The organism is Nonomuraea corallina (assembly GCF_027620315.1).
GTDB classification, from domain to species: Bacteria; Actinomycetota; Actinomycetes; order Streptosporangiales; family Streptosporangiaceae; genus Nonomuraea; species Nonomuraea corallina.
Genome location: NZ_JAPNNL010000007.1, coordinates 1 through 17,496, shown reverse-complemented (window position 1 = coordinate 17,496; position 17,496 = coordinate 1). Strand labels below are relative to the sequence as shown.

Genomic DNA, 17,496 nt, shown 5'->3' with positions numbered 1-17,496 from the left:
CCTGCCTGTGAAGGCTCCACCTTTTGTGGCGCTACCACCTAGGGGGACGCCACCCTGATAGGTATAGATCAACCAGCTCTATCACGTCATTTGCTGTTTCATCGATGCTTGCAGCGGCATCTCGACAGCGAATAATTGCATTCTCGTCGCCGAGAACCTCCACCAAGATGTCCCAGGCGAGATGCTTCTTTTTGGTGATCGCTCGGGAGTCGAGGCTCTGAGACTGCGTCGTTCCGACAGAGTCGGTGAGAATTGCTCTAGCAAGAGCGGGGTGATCGATAAACTCGAGAGGTATATGCCATTCCTGAGAATCCTCGCCTTGGCCTGTCTGCCAGAGAAGGCGCAACAGATCCCATTCCGTCGCGAGAGAATCAGCGGAAGCGCCACGCACCTCGTTCTTAAGACTTGTTTCGAGGTCCTTCCATGCTGTTTCTGATATCAGCTTGTGCCCCGCATTTTTCGCGTGTCCTACTAGTCTCGTAAGCTCGAACTTTGTAGAATACTGCTCTAGATTGGGGAGGATGTCTTTGACAATCCTTAGGACCTGCTCGGGGTCAGCGATCGGGCGGAGAAGGCGAAGTACGACCCTTGATATGGTTATCGTAGGGCCTGGGTCAAGGAGCCCACGCTTAGGACGCTGTAGGCGTGGCAGCTGATTGAGCAGCACTATGGCCGAAGGAATCGGGTCGCAATTGGAAAACTGCTCCTCGTATGCTTCCAGAGCTCTGATTACTTCTTCCGCGCCGGCGGGATCCATGTCCTGGAAGACATGCTCAAGGTAGGCTCGGTCCTCAAACCGGCTGAAGATAGTCTCGGCAGTGATGGCACTCTTCACAGTCGAGGGCATGGATTTCTCGAGGTAGAAAGATAGGACGGAATTACTGGCCACTCTGCGTTCTCGTAGCCATGTCCGTTCCCAATCGCCTCCATAGCGTTGGTACTCGCCCAAACGGCGTCGCGATGCAGGGAAAATTCGCGCACAAAGAGAACGAAGAATGTTCGCATGATTTTGATCTGAGTTGACGAACGCTTCGGCCTGCGCTTTAAGCTCAGAAGACTCGTGGCTCGCGTCTGCCGTGTCAGTCAACGAACGAGCAGCGTGGGGCAGCAGTGCATAGGAATCGGGGAGAAATATGCGCAGAGCCTCCAGAGCTAAGACGTCGACAAGTTCAACTTCGTTCTCTAGAGAGGTGAGGACTGCTCGCAGTGGGCCTATGTAGCGCCGAACGTCGCGAATGTTATTCAGGAGTGGATCAATGATCTCAACCAGCACGTCCGGCCATGCTTCGGCTGAGAATCGGGAGTAGCCGGTGTCTTGAACGGCATGATTCAGTTCGTCTAGCAGAATATTGCGCAGGCTGTCTCGTACGACAACCGGAACATCATACATAACCTGAACAATCTTCTCGAGATAGGCTCTTCCGGGAAGGCCGTCCTCGTTCAGCGCCAATTCAACGCGCTGTCGATCGAAGGAAAGTAGATAGATGAGGTTGGGGAACGCGCCGGTAAGACGGACCATTCGGAGTACATCGCGTATTTCTTGACCCGTGAGGCGGTCGATATCGTCGACGACTAGAACCAGGGGGCTATCGAGTTCCCGCAAAGAATCCTCGATCAATCTTCGTTGCTCTTCCACGCCTCGACTTTGCGTGTCCTCCAAATACTTTCCAATAGTCGTAGCAGCGTCTGCTGCGCCGCCAAGAGTGCTACCGATAACCGGTATTGCCTTAAGGGGGGAGAATAGGGTGCCATACTTCTTTAGTCTGCCTGCAATCTCCTTCTGTTTGGGGTCTTCGTAATCGAGTTGGCTCGCCATCTCTCCGAAAAAATGGCTGATTAGTTGATCGGTGCCAGAAAATAGCCATGGGTTGAACTTGAGTACTGTCACATCTGATGCCCGTAGCTTTTCTTCCATCATATTCAGCATGGAAGTCTTTCCTGACCCCCACGGGCCAGTAACAGCGAATACGAGGCCGAATGGCGCCTTTGTATTGATAATGGTGTCGGCCCAGTTTCCGGCCAGAGATTTCCGTCCCAGGCGGTCACTCTCTGCGTATACCGGGTCATCTCCAACAATCACTGCAGCCTCCGTCGTCAACTCTGGATTTTCATACGAGCTAGTATCACTAGATCGCTTGCCGAATTGTTCTTTTAGACATCAAGGGCGGCGCTCCGCGCCGCCTTACGGCTCCACGCTCGGCCGCCGCGCTGCGCGTGCGGCCTGGGGGCCGTTCTCGCGCGCGGCCAGCGTGGGCCGTCCTCGAGATTTTCCCTGTTCCTGAGCGAGGGCGGTCATCCGCAGTTGGCGAGAGATTTGAGCTTCCCGACTAAGGTGCTGCTCATTGTCTCTCAGCAGATTGCGGGGTAGTCCTTCCTGCGCCAAGCCAAGCTCCTCGCGAACAGACCTCACGAAAGATGCCACTAGCAGCTCAGGGTCAACCTCAAGTCCGGTTGCCACAGCCATGATGGCACTCCTCGCGCGGTAGACCACGTCGGCGGAGCCAATCATGGCTATTTCCCAATACAGCCGCTCCAGGTCCTCGAGCTTGTCGTAAGCTTCGGGCGCATCTACTAAGTCGAGCACCTCAGTAAGGAGTCTTGCAAACCGCGCATATAGCGCTCGGCGATCGGCTTCGTGCCGAAGGCGATCGTCCCTCTCGTATTGTTCCAACCTCGACCTTTTGGCCTCACGTCCCTGCCATCGCGTCCCAAGCCATGTGCCGAGGGTCGCCAAAGCGCCGCCTGTCAAGGTCGAGACTAAGGTGTCGCTCAGTGCCACTTAGCCCCTCCGCCATAGGTTCTCCACTCTTAACTCTCCAGACGCCGTCGAAGTTTCCTGCCGACGTATTGCGCCTCCGGCGGGGGCCTCGGCTCCGGGATGATCGCGACGAGCGCGAGCCGGGTCCGTAGTGGCTGAGGTGGGCCTGATCTTCCCGCCTGCCGCGACCCAGGCAGAGCCCAGCAGCCCGACTCCTCCAGCTCAAGCCCGTCCGTGGCCGTTGGCGTCTGATGATCGAGGAACGGCGGCCGGTTGAGGTACACGCGAGGACGGGCTTGACCTTCCGTCGCCGGCCCGCTGCCGCTTCGCGGTGGGTCGAGGCAGACGGGAAGATCAGGCAGGGGAGATGCGTGCAGGTCTGCACCTCGCGGGACACCCCTTGATCGTCGTGCCATTAGCGTGCCATTTGACGGCGGGAAGGTGGCCGACAAACCGTGATCATATGAGGTTGCGAGCTGCGACAAGAGGCATGATCACCGTGCCATTAGCGTGCCATAAGGGCAGCTCGGAGACGGTCGGCGGGGGATCGGGGTCCCAGGTCGGATCGCAGGTCAGCGTACCGCCAGGGGAGATCTTGGCTCCTTACAAGCGAGGGGTCACTGGTTCGAACCCAGTACCGCCCACCTGTTCCAGGGCTCGTGGGGGTCCGGTGGTATATCGAGTGGCGGCCGGCTAGGTCGTGGCCGTTGCCTCCCACAGGGCGCTGACCGGGACGGCCAGCATTCGGTCGCCGAAGGAGAATGTCTGCGTGCCGGTGTGCAGGACCAGACCGGCGACGAAGTCGGGGCCCACCCGTTCCGCAAGGTGGCGGAGTCCTTTGAAGTCGTCCGGTCGTACGGTGGAGGCGGCCTTGACCTCGATGCCCACGACCCGGCCCTGGCGGCTCTCCAGGACGGCGTCCACCTCCACCTTGTCCTTGGTCCGGTAGTGGTAAAGGTCGACCAAGGTGTGCGCCCAGGTCGTCTGCCGGGCCAGTTCCGTCAGGACGAAGCCCTCGAGCAGCGGCCCGAATGCGGACCCGGGCCGGAGGAGGCTGTGGGCGTCGACGCCCAGCAGGTTCGCCGCCACTCCCGAGTCGACAAAGGTGACCTTGGGGGTGTGTACGGCCCGGCTGCTGATGTTCTTCGACCAGGCGGGCACGCGTTTGATCAGGAAGACTTCTTCCAGCAGTGCCAGGAATCTGGCGGTGGTTGTGCCGGGCAGGCCGAGGTCACGGCCCAGCGCCTGAACGACGAGGAGTTGACCGGATCTGGCCGCCAGAGACCTGACCAGCGCGCGTAGTTCCGCGGTACGTTCGATCTCCGACAGTTGCATCACGTCACGGTTGATCAGATCGCCGACGTAGGAGTCGAAGAAGCGTTGCCTGCGTCGAGGGTTGGTGCGGGCGACAGCTTCGGGGTAGCCGCCGCGGACCAGGCGGTCCGCGTAGTCGGCCCGGGTGAGCCGGGAGGTGTGCCGGAGGGCCGGGCCGTGCGTGAACACCGCGTCGATGAAGGCATCGGGACGGCCGTCGATCTCGCCCTGCGCGAAAGGCCACAGTTCGATGGTTTCCATCCGACCGGGCAGGGTGTCCGGCAGACCGCGTAGGGCGAGTAGCCGGGAGGAGCCGGTGAGCAGGTATCTGCCGGGTCTCGGATCGGCGTCCACCTGAGATTTGATGGCGAGCAGTAGCTCCGGAGCACGCTGGATCTCATCGATGACCATGGGCTCCGGAAAGTCCACGAAGCCGCTGGGGTCGCTCAACGCAGCCTGCAAGGTCAGCGGATCGTCGAGGTCGCGCCACTCGGTGCCGTCCGTCTTGGCGAGCCGCCGGACCAGCGTGCTCTTGCCCGACTGTCGTGCGCCGTTGACCAGGACGACGCGCGTATCGGCCAAGGCGTCCGCGACTGCTTGCTCCGCGTGACGGTGGATCAGGCGCCCGAGCGGGGTGGTGACCATGCTTTCTATCATAATCCCTCGCGGTGAATTGGTCGCCGTACCCGCGGTGAGTTGGTCGCCATGTTCATGGTGAAATGGTCGCCACTGATATGGGCTGTTGGTCGCTGGCCGAGCGGCTCGCACGCCCTCGCGCCCGGGCAGCCCCCTGCAAGAGCAGTGGCCCGTCTCGTGCGGCTGCAGCTGCCTGGACAGGAGCTTCTGGTGTGGTCGTTCGCGGCCCTGACCGCCTCACCTGGCACCCGCGCTCACCACGACCGACGCAAAGAACACGGCGATCGCCATGCCGCCGCCCTGCGAATCCACGCGGGCTGATCGCCATTGTCGCTGAGGATTTCCCAGCCCCGAACCCCGCGCGCCGGAGGAACCGCCGACGCGCACCTCGTCGCGCCCACATCTCGCCGCTCGCGTCGACGACCGCTCCACACGATTTGACACGTCCCGCCCATCGGATGTCTCAGCCCGGCCCACCGCACATCCTGAGCCCTGTCCGCTCCCTTGATGGGTGAAGGAATGGCGAAAGGAACTTGAAACAGCCTCGATTCGTTGCCCAGGAGAATCCGGACTCCGTGACGGCGGATCAATGCGAGGATGCCATGCTCGGATTTCTCCTGGAAGTGATCGCAGATTGGCTCGGCGGCCTTATAGGCGAGAGGCTGGGCAGGGGGCGGGGAATGGCTCGTCCCGTGTCACATCCCGACGGCTCCGTTACGGTTCCGGGCCTGGTTTACGGCTTCAACGTGCCATCCTACGCCTCCCACCGCGGCTGGATAGGCGGATATGTCACTGTCGCGGCTGACACTGTGACCACTCGATCGATCGCGAAGGAAAGATCTTACGGCGCGTGATTCCGCGTCAGGATGCTTTCGTCGTAATCCGTGCCGCTACTGCGGCAGAAGCCCGATCCGTGCTGAACGCGACGGTTGTCTGTCTCACCGTCCCCGGCGGACGGCGATTCCTGATCGCCATTGATCCGTCATACCGTCAGGTTCTCTCGCTGCTGGACCAGTCCGGTGGCATGATCAGCGTGCCATTGGACTAAATCCATCATGGCGCATCAAGCGCCTCTCAGGCACGAGCGCCGGCTTCTGGATATTTCAGGTCGAAAGCTCCCGCAATGGGGGATCAGGAGTGGGGAGGCAAGGTCTCGCGGCGGGCCGAGCCGGGCTGGGTTGTGGGGATCAGGCGGACGAAGAACAGCGAGATGAGTCCTGTGAGAACCAGGATGGCGAGGGCGGCCTTGAGCCCGACAATGCGGGCGTTGGCGTTGGCGTCGTGCGCGGCCTGGGCCACGTCGGGAGGCACGCCGACCTTGTCAAGGGCTGCCGATAGCTGGGCGTCCGAGAGGAACGGCACGCCGCTGATGAGCTGCACCTGGGCTTGCTGCTTGACTTGCGGGGGGATCGCCGGGTTGAGCTCCACGGTGTTGAGGAATGAGGCCGTCAGCGTGGCGATCATGATCGAGGAGGCGAACGCGGTGCCGATGGAGGCGCCGAGGTTGGTGACGGTGTTCTGGACACCGCCGACCTCCGCGCTCCGCTCGTCCCGTACCGCGGAAACGGTGACCGCCCCGAGCTGGGAGGCAAGTGTGCCCATGCCCAGCCCCACCAGCAGCAGCGGAACAGTGACGACCTCTGGCCCCGCTTCGACCTCCAAGGCCGCCAGCAGGACCGCGGCGCCCAGGATCACGCAGATCATCCCCGCCCTGACCAGCCGCCGCGGAGAGGCTTCGGGAAGCAGGCGGGGGATGACCAGCGCCGCTGCCAGCAGCGGCAGGGAGAGCGGCATGATGCGCACGCCGGTGGCCAAGGCGGAAAGCCCTAGGGCGACCGACAGGTAGAGCGGGATGACGACGAAGACGCCGAGCTGCGTCAGGTACTGGAAAAAGAACATCGTCAGGCCGCCCACGAGCTGCCTGTTGCGAAGCAGTCCGGGGTCTACCAGGGGCTCTTTGCCGCGCCGTGCGACATGGCCCTCCCACTCCAGGAACATCCACATCAGGAACAGGCCCGCCAGCATGAGCCACACGACAGGAGAGATCCCGAACCAGGCGGGACCGTTCGGCTTGGGGCTGAACCAACCCCACTCATCCGATCGCAGCACCCCGTACACGAAGATCCCGAGCCCCAGCCCCGAGAGCACGGCCCCGACGACGTCAATGCGCGGGCGGCGGACCGGGGGCGCGTCGGCTACCCGCCGGGCGAACAGCAGGATGCCCAGCACAATCACAACCTCCCCGGCGAACACCCATCGCCATGAGAAGTACGTCGTGGCGAGCCCCCCGACGAGGGGGCCGATTGCGATCGCGATCGCCCCAGCCGCCGCCACCAGCCCGTAGGCGGCCGGCCGCTGCTCCCGGGGAACGTTTCCCGCGACCAGTGCCACGATCGCGGGCAAGATCAGTGCCGCCCCGATGCCCTCCAGGAACGACCAGCCCAGCAGCAGGACAGGCAGGTTCGGAGATATCGCGGTGGTGAACGATCCGGCGCCGTAGACCATGCAACCGAGCATGAACGCGCGCTTACGGCCGATGATCGCCCCGACTTTGCCGCCGGGGATCATGAAGACCGCCATAATCAGCGTGTACGCCGCGATCGTGCCCTGGACCCCGGCCACCGTGGTCCCCACGTCCTCGGCCACCGTCGCGATCGCCACGTTCATCACGGAGGTGTCGAGGGCCATCAAGAACTGTCCAGCGGCCAGCGTCAGCAGGACGAGCCTCGTCGAAGCGGCTTGCGCGGACTCGCTCATCCACACATGATCCGGGCGGCGGAGCGGCGTACCTCGATGGCTCGCCGTGGTCGCATCCTCGAAGTGCGCAAAAGGTCCACGAAGAGGGTGCCGTGAGAATCCCATCTCGGGCGGCGGCCTTTTACGCCTGCCGTATCCGTGGGATATCTGTGGCTGAGGAGCTGGTTCGCTCGGCAGGCGCGTGCCAGGGACCTGGAGGTCATGCGGCAGCAAGCCGAGGTCGAACGTCTCGCGCCACCGCCCACAGGTGAAACGACGTGTGCGGATCTTGCTCTCAGCGATCTTCCTGTAATGCAGGCCCGATTGTTCAGGTCTGAGGGGCGCGATCATCAGGGAGAGCGGCAGCGGGCCGGTCGTGCCGGTAGCGGTGGTGCGGCAGGCCGGCGCGGACCTGGCCCGCACCTGAACGCGGATCAGGTCGCGTACTGATGGCGAAGGGGGACCCGACAGCCGGCACCGATGTCCGGTCCCAGGGCTACAGTCTGGCGATCTGCTGGATCAGGAGCCGGTGCGACTCCTGCAGCCCATCGGGAAGGTCGTACGGCGAACACCACTTCGCCTCCAGGACCTCAGCAGGGTCGATCTTGAGTGTGCCGCCGGTGAGCAGGGCCTCGTAGGTTGCTTCGACCCGCAGCTGGTATCCGCTCTTCAGGTGGAGGAGACGCCCGACCTTGACGTGCAGCCCGGTCTCCTCGCGCACCTCGCGGACGATGGTGTCCTCCCAGGTCTCGCCCTTTTCGACGTAGCCGGAGGGGCAGCCCCACTGCCGTTCCGGGGGCCACATGCGGTGCCGCAGGAGGAGCACGCGACCTTCTTCGTCGCGGACGACGCCCGTAACGCCGATCATGAATTTCGCGTGCCATAGCCAGAGGAGCCGCCACTGGAGTGGCCCGCGGATGAGCAGCCATAGGCGGCTGACCAGTCTGTTCACGATGCTCCCTTCGGTCCATCCGTAGCCTCCTGCCCAGGCGGGTCGCGGGGCTGGCGTGATGCACACTGCCATGCCCGCGGGATGCTGGTGGAGCGGTTGAGCCGGATGACGCTGATCAGGCTGGCTGAGCGCGTACGAGTTCCGTCCTGTCGAAGAGCTTGACGATCTGCTGATCGGGCCTCTCGCCCGCCGCCTCAAAGCCGCCGCCACCGCCCATGAGCTGGGGGAGACCGTCTATCTGGAGTACGGCCGGGCGCTGCCCTGACAGCCTGCTTGAGAGCTTCCGAGATCTGAGGTCACCGCGTCCCGGGTGGGCCGGGCAGGACGATCGCGACGATGCCCTGCGCTCTGTACGTGGCGAGTTTCCTGGCCTTGCCGGTCCTGACGTTCACGGCGTAGGCGGTCATGGTCCGGTACGGCTGCTCGATCGCCACGCCCACCTTGATCGGCTCCTCGGACGCGGGCCTGCACCGCACGGACGAGGTGAGAGCTGTGACCTCCTCGGTGTTGAGCCAGGTACGCAGAGAGATCTGGGAGACGTCAGAAGGCAGGCCGCTGATGGCCGTCGTCTTCCGCTTCTCGCCGGTGAGCGTGTCCATGAAGGCGAGCCTGCCGTGACGGCACGGCTTTTCGGCGGTGCTGAGGTTCTCGATCACCGCGACGGTCTTCCCGTCGGGGGCGAGCGGGCTGATGAGGTAGTGCGCCGGCAGGGTGACCGAGGTGGTGTCGCTCTTCGAGGAACTCGGCCACAGGTTGGAGATCGTCCGCAGCCGTGACCTGGGGGAGTATTCCGCGAGCGTGATGGTGGAGCCGTTCGGTGACAGGCCGATGGGGACCCAGCGGTTCGGCAGGTCGCGGGCGATCCCGTCGCGCAGGTCGAAGAGCACCGCGGGATCCGTGAGATCCGGGACCTTGCTGAAGGCCAGGAACCGCCCGTCGTCCGACAGCATCAGCCGCGAGAGCCTGCCCAGCCGGGTTTCCGGCACTTTCCTCGCAGCCGTCGTCGTCCGGCCCGAGGCCAGGTCGCGGACCTGGAAGGTGCCTTCCTCGGCGCTGTAGTAGGCGATCTTCCGGGCGTCCCGGCTGATCGCCAGCGGGCTGTCACGCACGCCGGTGCGACCGGGGGCGAGGCCGGGCAGCGCCTCCGGCACGTGGTAGGTCCTGCCGCTCCGGGTGACCACCCGCCACCCTCCGTCCCGGCAGCCCGCCGGGGCCTTCCCGCTGTGGGGCTTGCAGAAGGTCTGGTACGCGTGACTCAACGGCCCGACCCCGCGTGCCGGCAGGTCGCGTACGGAAGCGGCGTCCTGCGGCACGCCCGGCAGCAGGCGGATGGCGGCCGTCACACCGAGAGCGACGACCACGACCATGGCTGCCGCGCCGTACGAGATCGCGGTGAGCCGTCTGCGGTGATGCGCCGCGATCGTCCGCTCGGCGAGGTCCACTTCCGGAGAGTCGTCGGCCAGGTCGACGAGTACGTTACGCAGCCAGGTCATCGGTAGGCCTCCTCGGCTTCGAGATCGGTGAGCTTCGGCGCGAGGTCGGGCGCCAGTTCGCGTAAGCGGGCCAGCGCGTAGTGGGCCTGGCTCTTCACCGTGCCGACCGAGCAGTTCATCAGCTCGGCGGTCTCGCGTTCGGTCCGGTCCTCGTAGTAGCGCAGCACGATCACCGCCCGCTGCCGGGGCGGCAGCCGCATGAGTGCCCGCCGCATGACGAGCCGTACAACGGTGGAGTCCTCGCTGGAGTACGGCCGGTCGGGCGGTTCGGCGGTCGGGAACTCGCTCCTGACCCGCCGCCGCCGCCACGAGATGTGCTGGTTGACCAGCGCCTTACGCGCGTACGCCTCGGGGTGCTCGACGCGTGCCAGCCTGGACCAGCGTCCGAGCACCTTGAGCAGGACGTTCTGCAGCAGGTCCTCGGCCTGGTGGGCGTCTCCCGTGAGCAGGTACGCGGTGCGCATCAGCGCCTGCTGATGGTCGACGACGAACTCACGGAAGCTGTCATTGCGATCCAAGGCGACTCCTTTCGACCGTTACCGACTCCGGTGACGTGTCGAAAGGTTGGGTCCGCCGGGACTGGAACTGCCGGGGCCGGCGGTGGTAGCGGTGGCGCTCTTCCCGCACGGAGGCCGAGCGCGGCGCCTGTCTGAGAGATCAACGCAGGAGATATGCGGGGTTCGGCGTGACGGTGGAACGCGGCGTAGATTGGTGCGCGCCCACCCCTTGTCACGCCGGTGCGGAGGTCCGATGGCGCAGGTCGAGGTCCGGTTGCTGCCCGCCGCCGCCGCGGGCGACGGCGCGCTCGTCGACGAGCTGACCGAGCTGGTCAACCGCGTCTACCGGGCGGCCGAGGAGGGGCTGTGGGCCGTTGAGGTGTCCCGTACGAGCACGGAGGAGATGGCGGCGCTGATCGGCGCGGGGGAGATCGCGGTGGCCCGGCTGGACGGGCGGATCGTGGGCGCTGTCCGGGTGCGGCGGCTGGAGAGCGGGGAGGCCGAGTTCGGGATGCTGGCGACCGATCCCGCGCATCGCGGGGCCGGCATCGGCTCGCGGCTGGTGGACTTCGCCGAGCAGCTGGGCCGCGAGCGCGGCGCGGAGGTCATGCGGCTGGAGCTGCTGGCGCCCCGGGAGGGGAGGCATCCCTTCAAGGAGTACCTGAGCCGGTGGTACACCCGGATCGGCTACCGGCTCGTGCGCGTGGGGCTGCTGGAGGAGAGCTATCCCGAGCTCGCCCCGCATCTGGCCGGGGCCTGCGACTTCCGCGTCTACCACAAGGATCTCCGGGCGCACGAAGGCTGAGCAGCGGGGGAGCGGCGCCGGGATGATCGAGCGGCAACGACAACGCGCTGCTGAGCCGGCGGCACGCGATCCCCGTCCTCACCGCCGTCACCCCGAGCGGCCTGGTCGAGGGCGTGCGCCGGCGCGGCGATCGGCAGGAGTACTTCCGCATCGCCGCCGACGGCTGGAGCCGGATGCTCGCCGCCCGCTACGCCAAGACCGCGGCCTTCCGCCAGGTGGCGGAGCGCGGCCTCGCCGTCCTGTCCGGCGCCGACCCCGGACGCCGCGAGCGCCTGGCGAACGTGGCCGAGCTGTACCGCTTCCTGGAGACGGAGCTGCCCGCCCTCTGGGACCGCTGGGGAACGGCGCCGGTCCTGATCGTGATCAGGGCAGGATCCGGCGCACGTGGTAGCGGACGGTGGCCAGCGTCGCCTCCGGCTCCCGCAGGCCGAGCATGAGGTCCGCGGACAGGCCCTCTATCACCGCGAGCAGCGCCACCGACTCGTGCCAGGGGTCCAGCTCCGGCGGCACGTCGCCGGTTCTCCGCCCCTCCGCGATCAGCTCGGCCACCTTGCCGAGCAGCCACGAACGCCCTTCACGCAGCGCCTCGGCCAGCTCGGGCACCTCACCGCCGCGGACCACGAACGCCTGCCACGCCCGCCGCTCGGCCCTTCTGCGGGGGTCCAGCGGCAGCATCTCCGTCGCCATGGACACCAAGAAGTTCCGTACGGTCACGGGCTCGGCGTCGATGCCCGCCATGATCCGCGCCGTGACCCGCTCGCCGAGGTGGGCGAAGGCGTGACGGAGCATCTCTTCCTTGCTGCGCACGTAGTACTGCACCGCGCCGAGTGACATGCCCGCCTCCGTCGCGACGTCGCGCAGGGTGGCGGCGTCCAGCCCGTCGCGGCCCGCGATGCGCAGCACGGCCTCGGCGATGTGAGCGCGGCGCTCGTCGTGGTCGACCTTCTTCGGCACGGGTTCCCCTTACTTAATATATATGTATTAAAATACACCAGTATGGGAACCATCGCCTTCTTCGCCCCCGCCGCCGCCGGCCACGTGAACCCCACCCTCGGCGTCGCCGCCGAACTGGTGCGCCGGGGCCACCGCGTCACCTACGCCACCACGGAGGAGTTCGCGTCCCGCGTCGCCGAGACCGGCGCCGAGGTCGTCCCGTTCACCTCCACGTGGAAGGAGCTCGACGGCACCGGGCCGCCGCAGATGCACGGCAAGGAGTTCGTCCGGGCCACCCACCTGCTGCTCGCCGAGACCAAGGCCGTGCTCGCCCAGCTCCGCGACGCCGAACGCCCCGACCTGGTGGTCCACGACGGCCCGATGGCCTGGTGGGGCCGCGTGCTGGCCAGGAAGTGGGGCGTCCCGTCGGTCGAGACCTGGCCGAACCTGGTCGGCAACGAGCACTGGTCGCTGCACCGCGACTACACGACCTTCAACCCGCTCAGCCCCAGGTTCCTGCTCCTGCTCGCGCGCCTGTCCGCGCTCCTGCGCCGGGAGGGCGTCGGCGGCGACCTCCCGGGCTTCCTCCAGGGCTCGCGGGCGGCGATGCGGCTGGTCATGCTGCCGCGCGCCTTCCAGTACGCGGGCGAGACCTTCGGCACCGGATACCGCTTCGTCGGGCCGGCCCTGACCGGCCGCGCGTTCCAGGGCGACTGGCAGCCGCCGGACGACCTACCCGTCGTCCTCGTCTCTCTCGGCACGGGCTACAACGACCGGCCGGATTTCTACCGTACGGTCCTGGAATCGGCGGCCGGTCGCCCGTGGCGGGTCGTGCTCGCGTCGGGCCAGGCCGACCCCGCCGCCCTGGGCCCGATTCCGCCCAACGTCGAGGTCCACCGGCAGGTCCCGCAGCTCGCGGTCCTGCGTCACGCCCGGGTGTTCGTCACCCACGCCGGGATGGGCGGCACCATGGAGGGCCTCCACTTCGGCGTCCCCCTGGTGGCGGTGCCGCAGATGGCCGAGCAGCGCGCCAACGCCGACCGCATCGCCGAACTCGGCCTCGGCAGAGCCCTGCCGCCCGACCGGGTCACGGCCGCGACGCTGTGGCAGGCCATCGAGGACGTGGCGTCGGACGCCCGCGTGCGCGACCGGCTCGACTGGATGCGCGGCGAGCTGGAGGCGGCGGGCGGCGCGCAGGCCGCCGCCGACGAGATCGAGAAGGTGCCGCGCCCATGAGACCGCCGTTCCCGCCGACCTGAGCTCGCCCTTCCCTACGGGCCCACCAGGCGAGAAATGGGACATGATGAACCGTTCCGCTCCCGTGGTGCGACAGGTAGGGCGTGGAACGGATGGGAATGTGATGAACGACTACGCGGGGTGGAGCGATCCAGACCTGCTGGAGGCCGTCGCCGACGGTGATCGGCGGGCCTTCGAGACGCTCTACGGACGGCACGCGCCCTGGCTGGTGGTGCGGCTGTCGCGCCGGTGCGCCGATCCGGGCGTGGTGGACGAGGCCGTGCAGGACACGTTCGTCGCCGTGTGGCGGACGGCGCGCGCCTGGCGCGGCAAGGGTCAGGTCGCGGCGTGGATCTGGGGGATCGGGATCCGGCGGCTGCTCGACCAGCTCCGCGGCCGGCCGCTCGCCCTGGTCAGGGCGGGCGAGGAGATCGTGGTGTCCGCCGAGGAGCAGGTGCTGCTCGGCATCGAGTACGGCGAGCTGGGGACGGCGCTGAACCGGCTCTCGCCCGAGCTGCGCGCGGTCGTCCAGGCGACCGTGCTGGACGGGCTGACGACCCGGGAGGCGGGCAAGCTGCTCGGCATCCCGGCGGGAACGGTGAAGACCCGGATGATGCGGGCCAAGGCGCAGCTGAGGGAGGTGCTGGCATGAGCACGGCCTGGCACATGGACGACGAACTGGCCGCTGACTACGCCCGGGGGCGGACCGGGCCGACGCTCGCCGCGTCGGTCGAGGCCCACCTGCTGGCCTGCGCCGCCTGCCGGGGGAAGCTGGCGCCCGAGGTGCCGCGCGCTCGGCTGGACCGGGTCTGGGACGAGATCACGGCGGCCGTGGACGCGCCGCGGCCGACGTCCTTCGAACGGCTGCTCCGGGTGCTCGGCGTGCCCGAGCACACCGCGCGGCTGCTCGCCGTGACGTCCTCGCTGAAGCCGGCGTGGATCGCGGCGGGCGCGGTGGCGCTGCTGTTCGCGGCCCTGGCCAGTGGGGAGACGAGCCGGTTCGGGACGCTCGTCTTCCTCGCGGTGGCGCCGATCCTGCCGGTGGCGGGCGTGGTGCTGGCCTATGGGCGCGGCGCCGACCCGGCTCACGAGATCGCGTTCGCCGCCCCGTACTCCGTCGTCAGGCTGACGCTGCTGCGCGCCGCGGCCGTGCTCGGGGTGTGCGTGGCGCTGGCGCTGGTCATCGGGCTCGCCGTGCTGGGCGACGGGGGGTTGATGGCCGTATGGCTGCTGCCCGCGCTGGCGCTGACCACGCTGACGCTCGCGCTGGCCGGGTGGCTCGACCCGCTGATGAGCGGGGGCGCGGTCGCCGCGCTGTGGTTCGCCGGGTTCGCCGCCGTGGCCGTGTACGAGGTGCGGCCGGTGCTGTTCGGCTCGGTGGGCCAGCTCGCGTCGCTGGCCGTGTTCGCCGTGTCGGCGTTCGTGATCTTCATTCGTCGCAGGGAGTTCTCGTGAACGACACGGTCGTCGTCGACGACGTGAGCAAGTCGTTCGGGCGCAGCCGGGCCCTGTCCGGGCTGTCCTTCACCGCGCGGAAGGGAGTGACCGGCCTGCTCGGGCCGAACGGCGCGGGCAAGACCACGCTCATGCGGCTCCTGGCCACCGTGCTGGCCGCCGACTCCGGCCGGGTGCGGCTGCTCGGCTGGAACCCGGTGTACGACAGGCTGGAGATCCGGCGCAGGCTCGGTTACCTGCCGCAGGAGCCCGCGTACCAGCGCGGGTTCACCGTGTTCGAGTTCGTCGACTACGTGGCGATACTCAAGGAGATGGTCGACCGCCGCGCCCGGCACGACGAGGTCCGCCGGGTGATCGGCGAGGTCGGGCTCGCCGACGTGAGCGGCAAGAAGATCAGGACGCTCTCCGGCGGCATGCGGCGCAGGGTCGGCATCGCCCAGGCCCTGCTCGGCGACCCCGAGCTGGTGCTGCTCGACGAGCCCACGGCGGGGCTCGACCCGGAGCAGCGGCTGCGCTTCCGCGCGCTGATCTCCCGGATCGGCGAGAACCGCACGGTGCTGCTGTCCACCCACCAGACGGAGGACGTGGCGGCGCTGTGCGAACGGGCCGTGGTGTTGAAGGACGGCCGCTGCGTCTTCGCCGGGACCCCGGAGGAACTGCGCGGGGTCGCCCGCGGCCGGGTGTGGCAGTCCCCGCGACGGGCCGGGGTGCTGTCGTGGCGCACCGGTGAGGGGGACTTCCGCAACATCGGCTCGCCGCCCGCGGACGCGACGCTCGTCCCGCCGACCGTCGAGGACGGGTACCTGCTGCTGCTCGACGGCGACAAGGTGGAGGCGGCGGTATGAGGGCCGAGGGAATGTGGGCGCCGCCCGAGCAGCCCCAGGTCCTGCCGGCGCTCGCGATGAAGGAGGCCTGGCGCTTCGTCAGGCATCCGCTGACGCTCGTGGGCCTGACCCTGTGGGTCCTGCGGGTGGCCGACGACGGCTGGGACGGGCCGCGGCCCGCGTTCAGCGCGCTGACCTCGGAGATGACCATCTACTGGGGGATCCCGTTGTTCTTCGCCGCGCACCTGGTGGCGACTTCCGCCAGGCGCGCCGAGGAGCTGTTCGCGGCCGTCCCGAGCGACCAGGCCAGGCGCACCGCGGCGCTCTGCCTGGCCGCTCTGGGACCGTTCGCACTGTCCTGCGCCGCCCTGGCGGTCCTCGTCGGGCTGTACGAGGTGACGGGCAACGAGCTGGAGCGCTTCCCCACCCTGGGGGAGCTGGCCGCCGGGCCGGTGAACATGCTGGCGGGATGCCTGCTCGCGGTCGCCGTGGCCCGGTGGCTGCCGTGGCGCGGGGCCCCGGTGCTGGTCATGCTGGGCCTGATCGCGGTCAACATGTTCTTGATCGACACCCGGGACTGGTACATGTTCTCCATCTACCTGGAGTTCGCGCTCTGGGGTCCTTCGCCGTACCTCGACGCGGTCGGGTTCATCCCGGTGCACGGCGGGCCGCACGCGCTCTACCTGCTGTCGCTGGGCCTCGGGGCGGGGGCGCTGGCGATGCTCAAGGATGGATCGCGGCCCGGGATCTGGCTGGCGTCCGGGGTGGCGGCGGTGGTGAGCGCGGTCATGACCGGGATGGCCCAACTGTGGTGATCCCCATGACCGGCATGCTCCTGAAGCGGACTAAATAGGGGCAAATTGCCGATATGAGGAATCGGTTGTAATGGTGATTTATGCGGTTCCTGGCGGGTCGTCGCGGCATTTTCGCATGGTAGGACTTTGCCGGTAGCTGGCGATATCGGCAGGTTCGGCGGATGGCCTACGGGTATTTCCGTATAAGTCGTACAGAGGCGAAGCGACAGGAAAGCAATAGCCGCGCCTGGACGTATACGGGAAGAAAAATGACAAGAGGACAAACACAGAAGGCACATCGCCGGAACGGCCTGCTCTGGGTCGCCGCGGCGTCGATCACTCTCGCGGTTCCCCTGGCTTCATGGGGACCCGCGTACGCCGGCACGGCCGACCGGCCGGGTCCTGACAGCGCCGTCTCGGGCGAGCGCCCCAACCGCTGGAACGCCGACGACCCGGACCGCTCCTGGGACACCCGCGACTACGACAATTCGTGGGACCGGGACAACTCGCGGGACCGTGATATCTCGTGGGACCGCGACAATTTCTGGGACCGGGAAAATTCGCGGGACCGTGATATCTCCTGGGATCGGGACAACTCCTGGGATCGGGACAACTCCTGGGATCGGGACAACTCCTGGGAGCGGGACGACTCCTGGGATCGGAACGATTCGCGGGACCGCGATATCTCGTGGGATCGGGACGACTCCTGGGATCGGGACGACTCCTGGGATCGGGACAACTCCTGGGATCGGGACAATTCGCGGGACCGCGATATCTCCTGGGACTAGGACGATTCGTGGGACCGGGACAACTCCTGGGAGCGCCGGAACTCATGGGATCTCGAAGGGCCCGCTGACGTCAGCCGATGACCGCGATGAACGACGACCCCATCGCGGACCTCCTCGGACGATGACGCCCAGCGGTCCCCGCGGCCGAACGACGACCGGACGCTCGACAACGCGCAGGCCACGACCACCTACGTGTCCATCGTCGTCCCGACGGGCAACCCGTTCGCCGGGCAGGGACAGGATCTGGCCACGGCCGACGCGGGCGGCCTGACCGA

General features: G+C 67.0%; 16 protein-coding genes. 8 read left to right on the top strand and 8 right to left on the bottom strand.

The genetic code is table 11. The features are described from left to right. Nucleotides 1–31: 31 nt before the first annotated feature. The 7 genes from OUY22_RS03180 to OUY22_RS03150 all read right to left on the bottom strand — a co-directional run bounded on the left by OUY22_RS03180 (nucleotide 32) and on the right by OUY22_RS03150 (nucleotide 10,407). The gene (locus OUY22_RS03180; protein ID WP_270153180.1) at nucleotides 32–2,098 is read right to left on the bottom strand and encodes a KAP family P-loop NTPase fold protein; all 2,067 of its coding nucleotides are present in this window, start codon (nucleotides 2,096–2,098) and stop codon (nucleotides 32–34) included. 84 nt (nucleotides 2,099–2,182) lie between these two features. Beyond that, nucleotides 2,183–2,584 carry a hypothetical protein gene (locus OUY22_RS03175; protein WP_270153179.1) on the bottom strand — a complete coding sequence of 134 codons (402 nt, stop codon included), beginning with the start codon at nucleotides 2,582–2,584 and terminating at the stop codon, nucleotides 2,183–2,185. Between the two features lie 867 nt (nucleotides 2,585–3,451). Next, complete coding sequence (locus OUY22_RS03170) at nucleotides 3,452–4,717, bottom strand: ATP-binding protein (protein ID WP_270153178.1); 1,266 nt, start codon at nucleotides 4,715–4,717, stop codon at nucleotides 3,452–3,454. A 1,122-nt stretch (nucleotides 4,718–5,839) separates the two neighbouring features. Then, entirely contained in the window at nucleotides 5,840–7,465 is a 1,626-nt protein-coding gene (locus OUY22_RS03165) for an MFS transporter (protein WP_270153177.1), read from the bottom strand. 475 nt (nucleotides 7,466–7,940) lie between these two features. Continuing rightward, a complete protein-coding gene (locus OUY22_RS03160; RefSeq protein ID WP_270153242.1) occupies nucleotides 7,941–8,312 on the bottom strand; it encodes an NUDIX domain-containing protein in 372 nt (123 codons plus the stop codon). Nucleotides 8,313–8,692: 380 nt separating this feature from the next. After that, complete coding sequence (locus tag OUY22_RS03155; RefSeq protein ID WP_270153176.1) at nucleotides 8,693–9,889, bottom strand: hypothetical protein; 1,197 nt, start codon at nucleotides 9,887–9,889, stop codon at nucleotides 8,693–8,695. Then, entirely contained in the window at nucleotides 9,886–10,407 is a 522-nt protein-coding gene (locus tag OUY22_RS03150) for a SigE family RNA polymerase sigma factor (RefSeq protein ID WP_270153175.1), read from the bottom strand. Before OUY22_RS03150 ends, OUY22_RS03155 begins: the two co-directional genes overlap by 4 nt. 232 nt (nucleotides 10,408–10,639) lie before the next feature. Between OUY22_RS03150 and OUY22_RS03145 the strand changes: the two genes are divergently transcribed. Beyond that, nucleotides 10,640–11,191 (top strand): GNAT family N-acetyltransferase, encoded by a 552-nt coding sequence (locus tag OUY22_RS03145; RefSeq protein WP_270153174.1) that lies wholly within the window; start codon nucleotides 10,640–10,642, stop codon nucleotides 11,189–11,191. A gap of 113 nt (nucleotides 11,192–11,304) precedes the next feature. Next, on the top strand, nucleotides 11,305–11,628 hold the full coding sequence (locus tag OUY22_RS03140) for a hypothetical protein (protein ID WP_270153173.1): 324 nt from the start codon (nucleotides 11,305–11,307) through the stop codon (nucleotides 11,626–11,628). On the opposite strand, the gene OUY22_RS03135 is transcribed toward OUY22_RS03140, so the two are convergent. After that, entirely contained in the window at nucleotides 11,555–12,145 is a 591-nt protein-coding gene (locus tag OUY22_RS03135) for a TetR/AcrR family transcriptional regulator (protein WP_270153172.1), read from the bottom strand. The genes OUY22_RS03140 and OUY22_RS03135 overlap by 74 nt on opposite strands. Before the next feature lie 42 nt (nucleotides 12,146–12,187). Between OUY22_RS03135 and OUY22_RS03130 the strand changes: the two genes are divergently transcribed. The 6 genes from OUY22_RS03130 to OUY22_RS03105 all read left to right on the top strand — a co-directional run bounded on the left by OUY22_RS03130 (nucleotide 12,188) and on the right by OUY22_RS03105 (nucleotide 17,221). Continuing rightward, nucleotides 12,188–13,360: a macrolide family glycosyltransferase gene (locus OUY22_RS03130; protein WP_270153171.1), complete on the top strand. Its 1,173-nt coding sequence runs from the start codon at nucleotides 12,188–12,190 to the stop codon at nucleotides 13,358–13,360. A 124-nt stretch (nucleotides 13,361–13,484) separates the two neighbouring features. Continuing rightward, complete coding sequence (locus tag OUY22_RS03125; protein WP_270153170.1) at nucleotides 13,485–14,012, top strand: RNA polymerase sigma factor; 528 nt, start codon at nucleotides 13,485–13,487, stop codon at nucleotides 14,010–14,012. Beyond that, complete coding sequence (locus OUY22_RS03120) at nucleotides 14,009–14,815, top strand: zf-HC2 domain-containing protein (protein ID WP_270153169.1); 807 nt, start codon at nucleotides 14,009–14,011, stop codon at nucleotides 14,813–14,815. Before OUY22_RS03125 ends, OUY22_RS03120 begins: the two co-directional genes overlap by 4 nt. After that, nucleotides 14,812–15,660: an ABC transporter ATP-binding protein gene (locus tag OUY22_RS03115; protein WP_270153168.1), complete on the top strand. Its 849-nt coding sequence runs from the start codon at nucleotides 14,812–14,814 to the stop codon at nucleotides 15,658–15,660. The genes OUY22_RS03120 and OUY22_RS03115 overlap by 4 nt, the downstream gene beginning before the upstream one ends. Beyond that, nucleotides 15,657–16,454 carry a hypothetical protein gene (locus OUY22_RS03110; RefSeq protein WP_270153167.1) on the top strand — a complete coding sequence of 266 codons (798 nt, stop codon included), beginning with the start codon at nucleotides 15,657–15,659 and terminating at the stop codon, nucleotides 16,452–16,454. The genes OUY22_RS03115 and OUY22_RS03110 overlap by 4 nt, the downstream gene beginning before the upstream one ends. Before the next feature lie 161 nt (nucleotides 16,455–16,615). Next, nucleotides 16,616–17,221, top strand: a complete 606-nt coding sequence (locus OUY22_RS03105) for a hypothetical protein (protein WP_270153166.1) — start codon at nucleotides 16,616–16,618, stop codon at nucleotides 17,219–17,221. The last annotated feature ends 275 nt before the right edge of the window (nucleotides 17,222–17,496 follow it).

Excerpts from the sequence above, each read along its gene's own strand:
- OUY22_RS03170 (WP_270153178.1), bottom strand. The coding sequence starts at position 4,717 with ATGGTCACCACCCCGCTCGGGCGCCTGATCCACCGTCACGCGGAGCAA.
- OUY22_RS03165 (WP_270153177.1), bottom strand. The coding sequence starts at position 7,465 with ATGAGCGAGTCCGCGCAAGCCGCTTCGACGAGGCTCGTCCTGCTGACG.
- OUY22_RS03160 (WP_270153242.1), bottom strand. The coding sequence starts at position 8,312 with ATGATCGGCGTTACGGGCGTCGTCCGCGACGAAGAAGGTCGCGTGCTC.
- OUY22_RS03155 (WP_270153176.1), bottom strand. The coding sequence starts at position 9,889 with ATGACCTGGCTGCGTAACGTACTCGTCGACCTGGCCGACGACTCTCCG.
- OUY22_RS03145 (WP_270153174.1), top strand. The coding sequence starts at position 10,640 with ATGGCGCAGGTCGAGGTCCGGTTGCTGCCCGCCGCCGCCGCGGGCGAC.
- OUY22_RS03130 (WP_270153171.1), top strand. The coding sequence starts at position 12,188 with ATGGGAACCATCGCCTTCTTCGCCCCCGCCGCCGCCGGCCACGTGAAC.
- OUY22_RS03125 (WP_270153170.1), top strand. The coding sequence starts at position 13,485 with ATGAACGACTACGCGGGGTGGAGCGATCCAGACCTGCTGGAGGCCGTC.
- OUY22_RS03120 (WP_270153169.1), top strand. The coding sequence starts at position 14,009 with ATGAGCACGGCCTGGCACATGGACGACGAACTGGCCGCTGACTACGCC.
- OUY22_RS03110 (WP_270153167.1), top strand. The coding sequence starts at position 15,657 with ATGAGGGCCGAGGGAATGTGGGCGCCGCCCGAGCAGCCCCAGGTCCTG.
- OUY22_RS03105 (WP_270153166.1), top strand. The coding sequence starts at position 16,616 with ATGGCCTACGGGTATTTCCGTATAAGTCGTACAGAGGCGAAGCGACAG.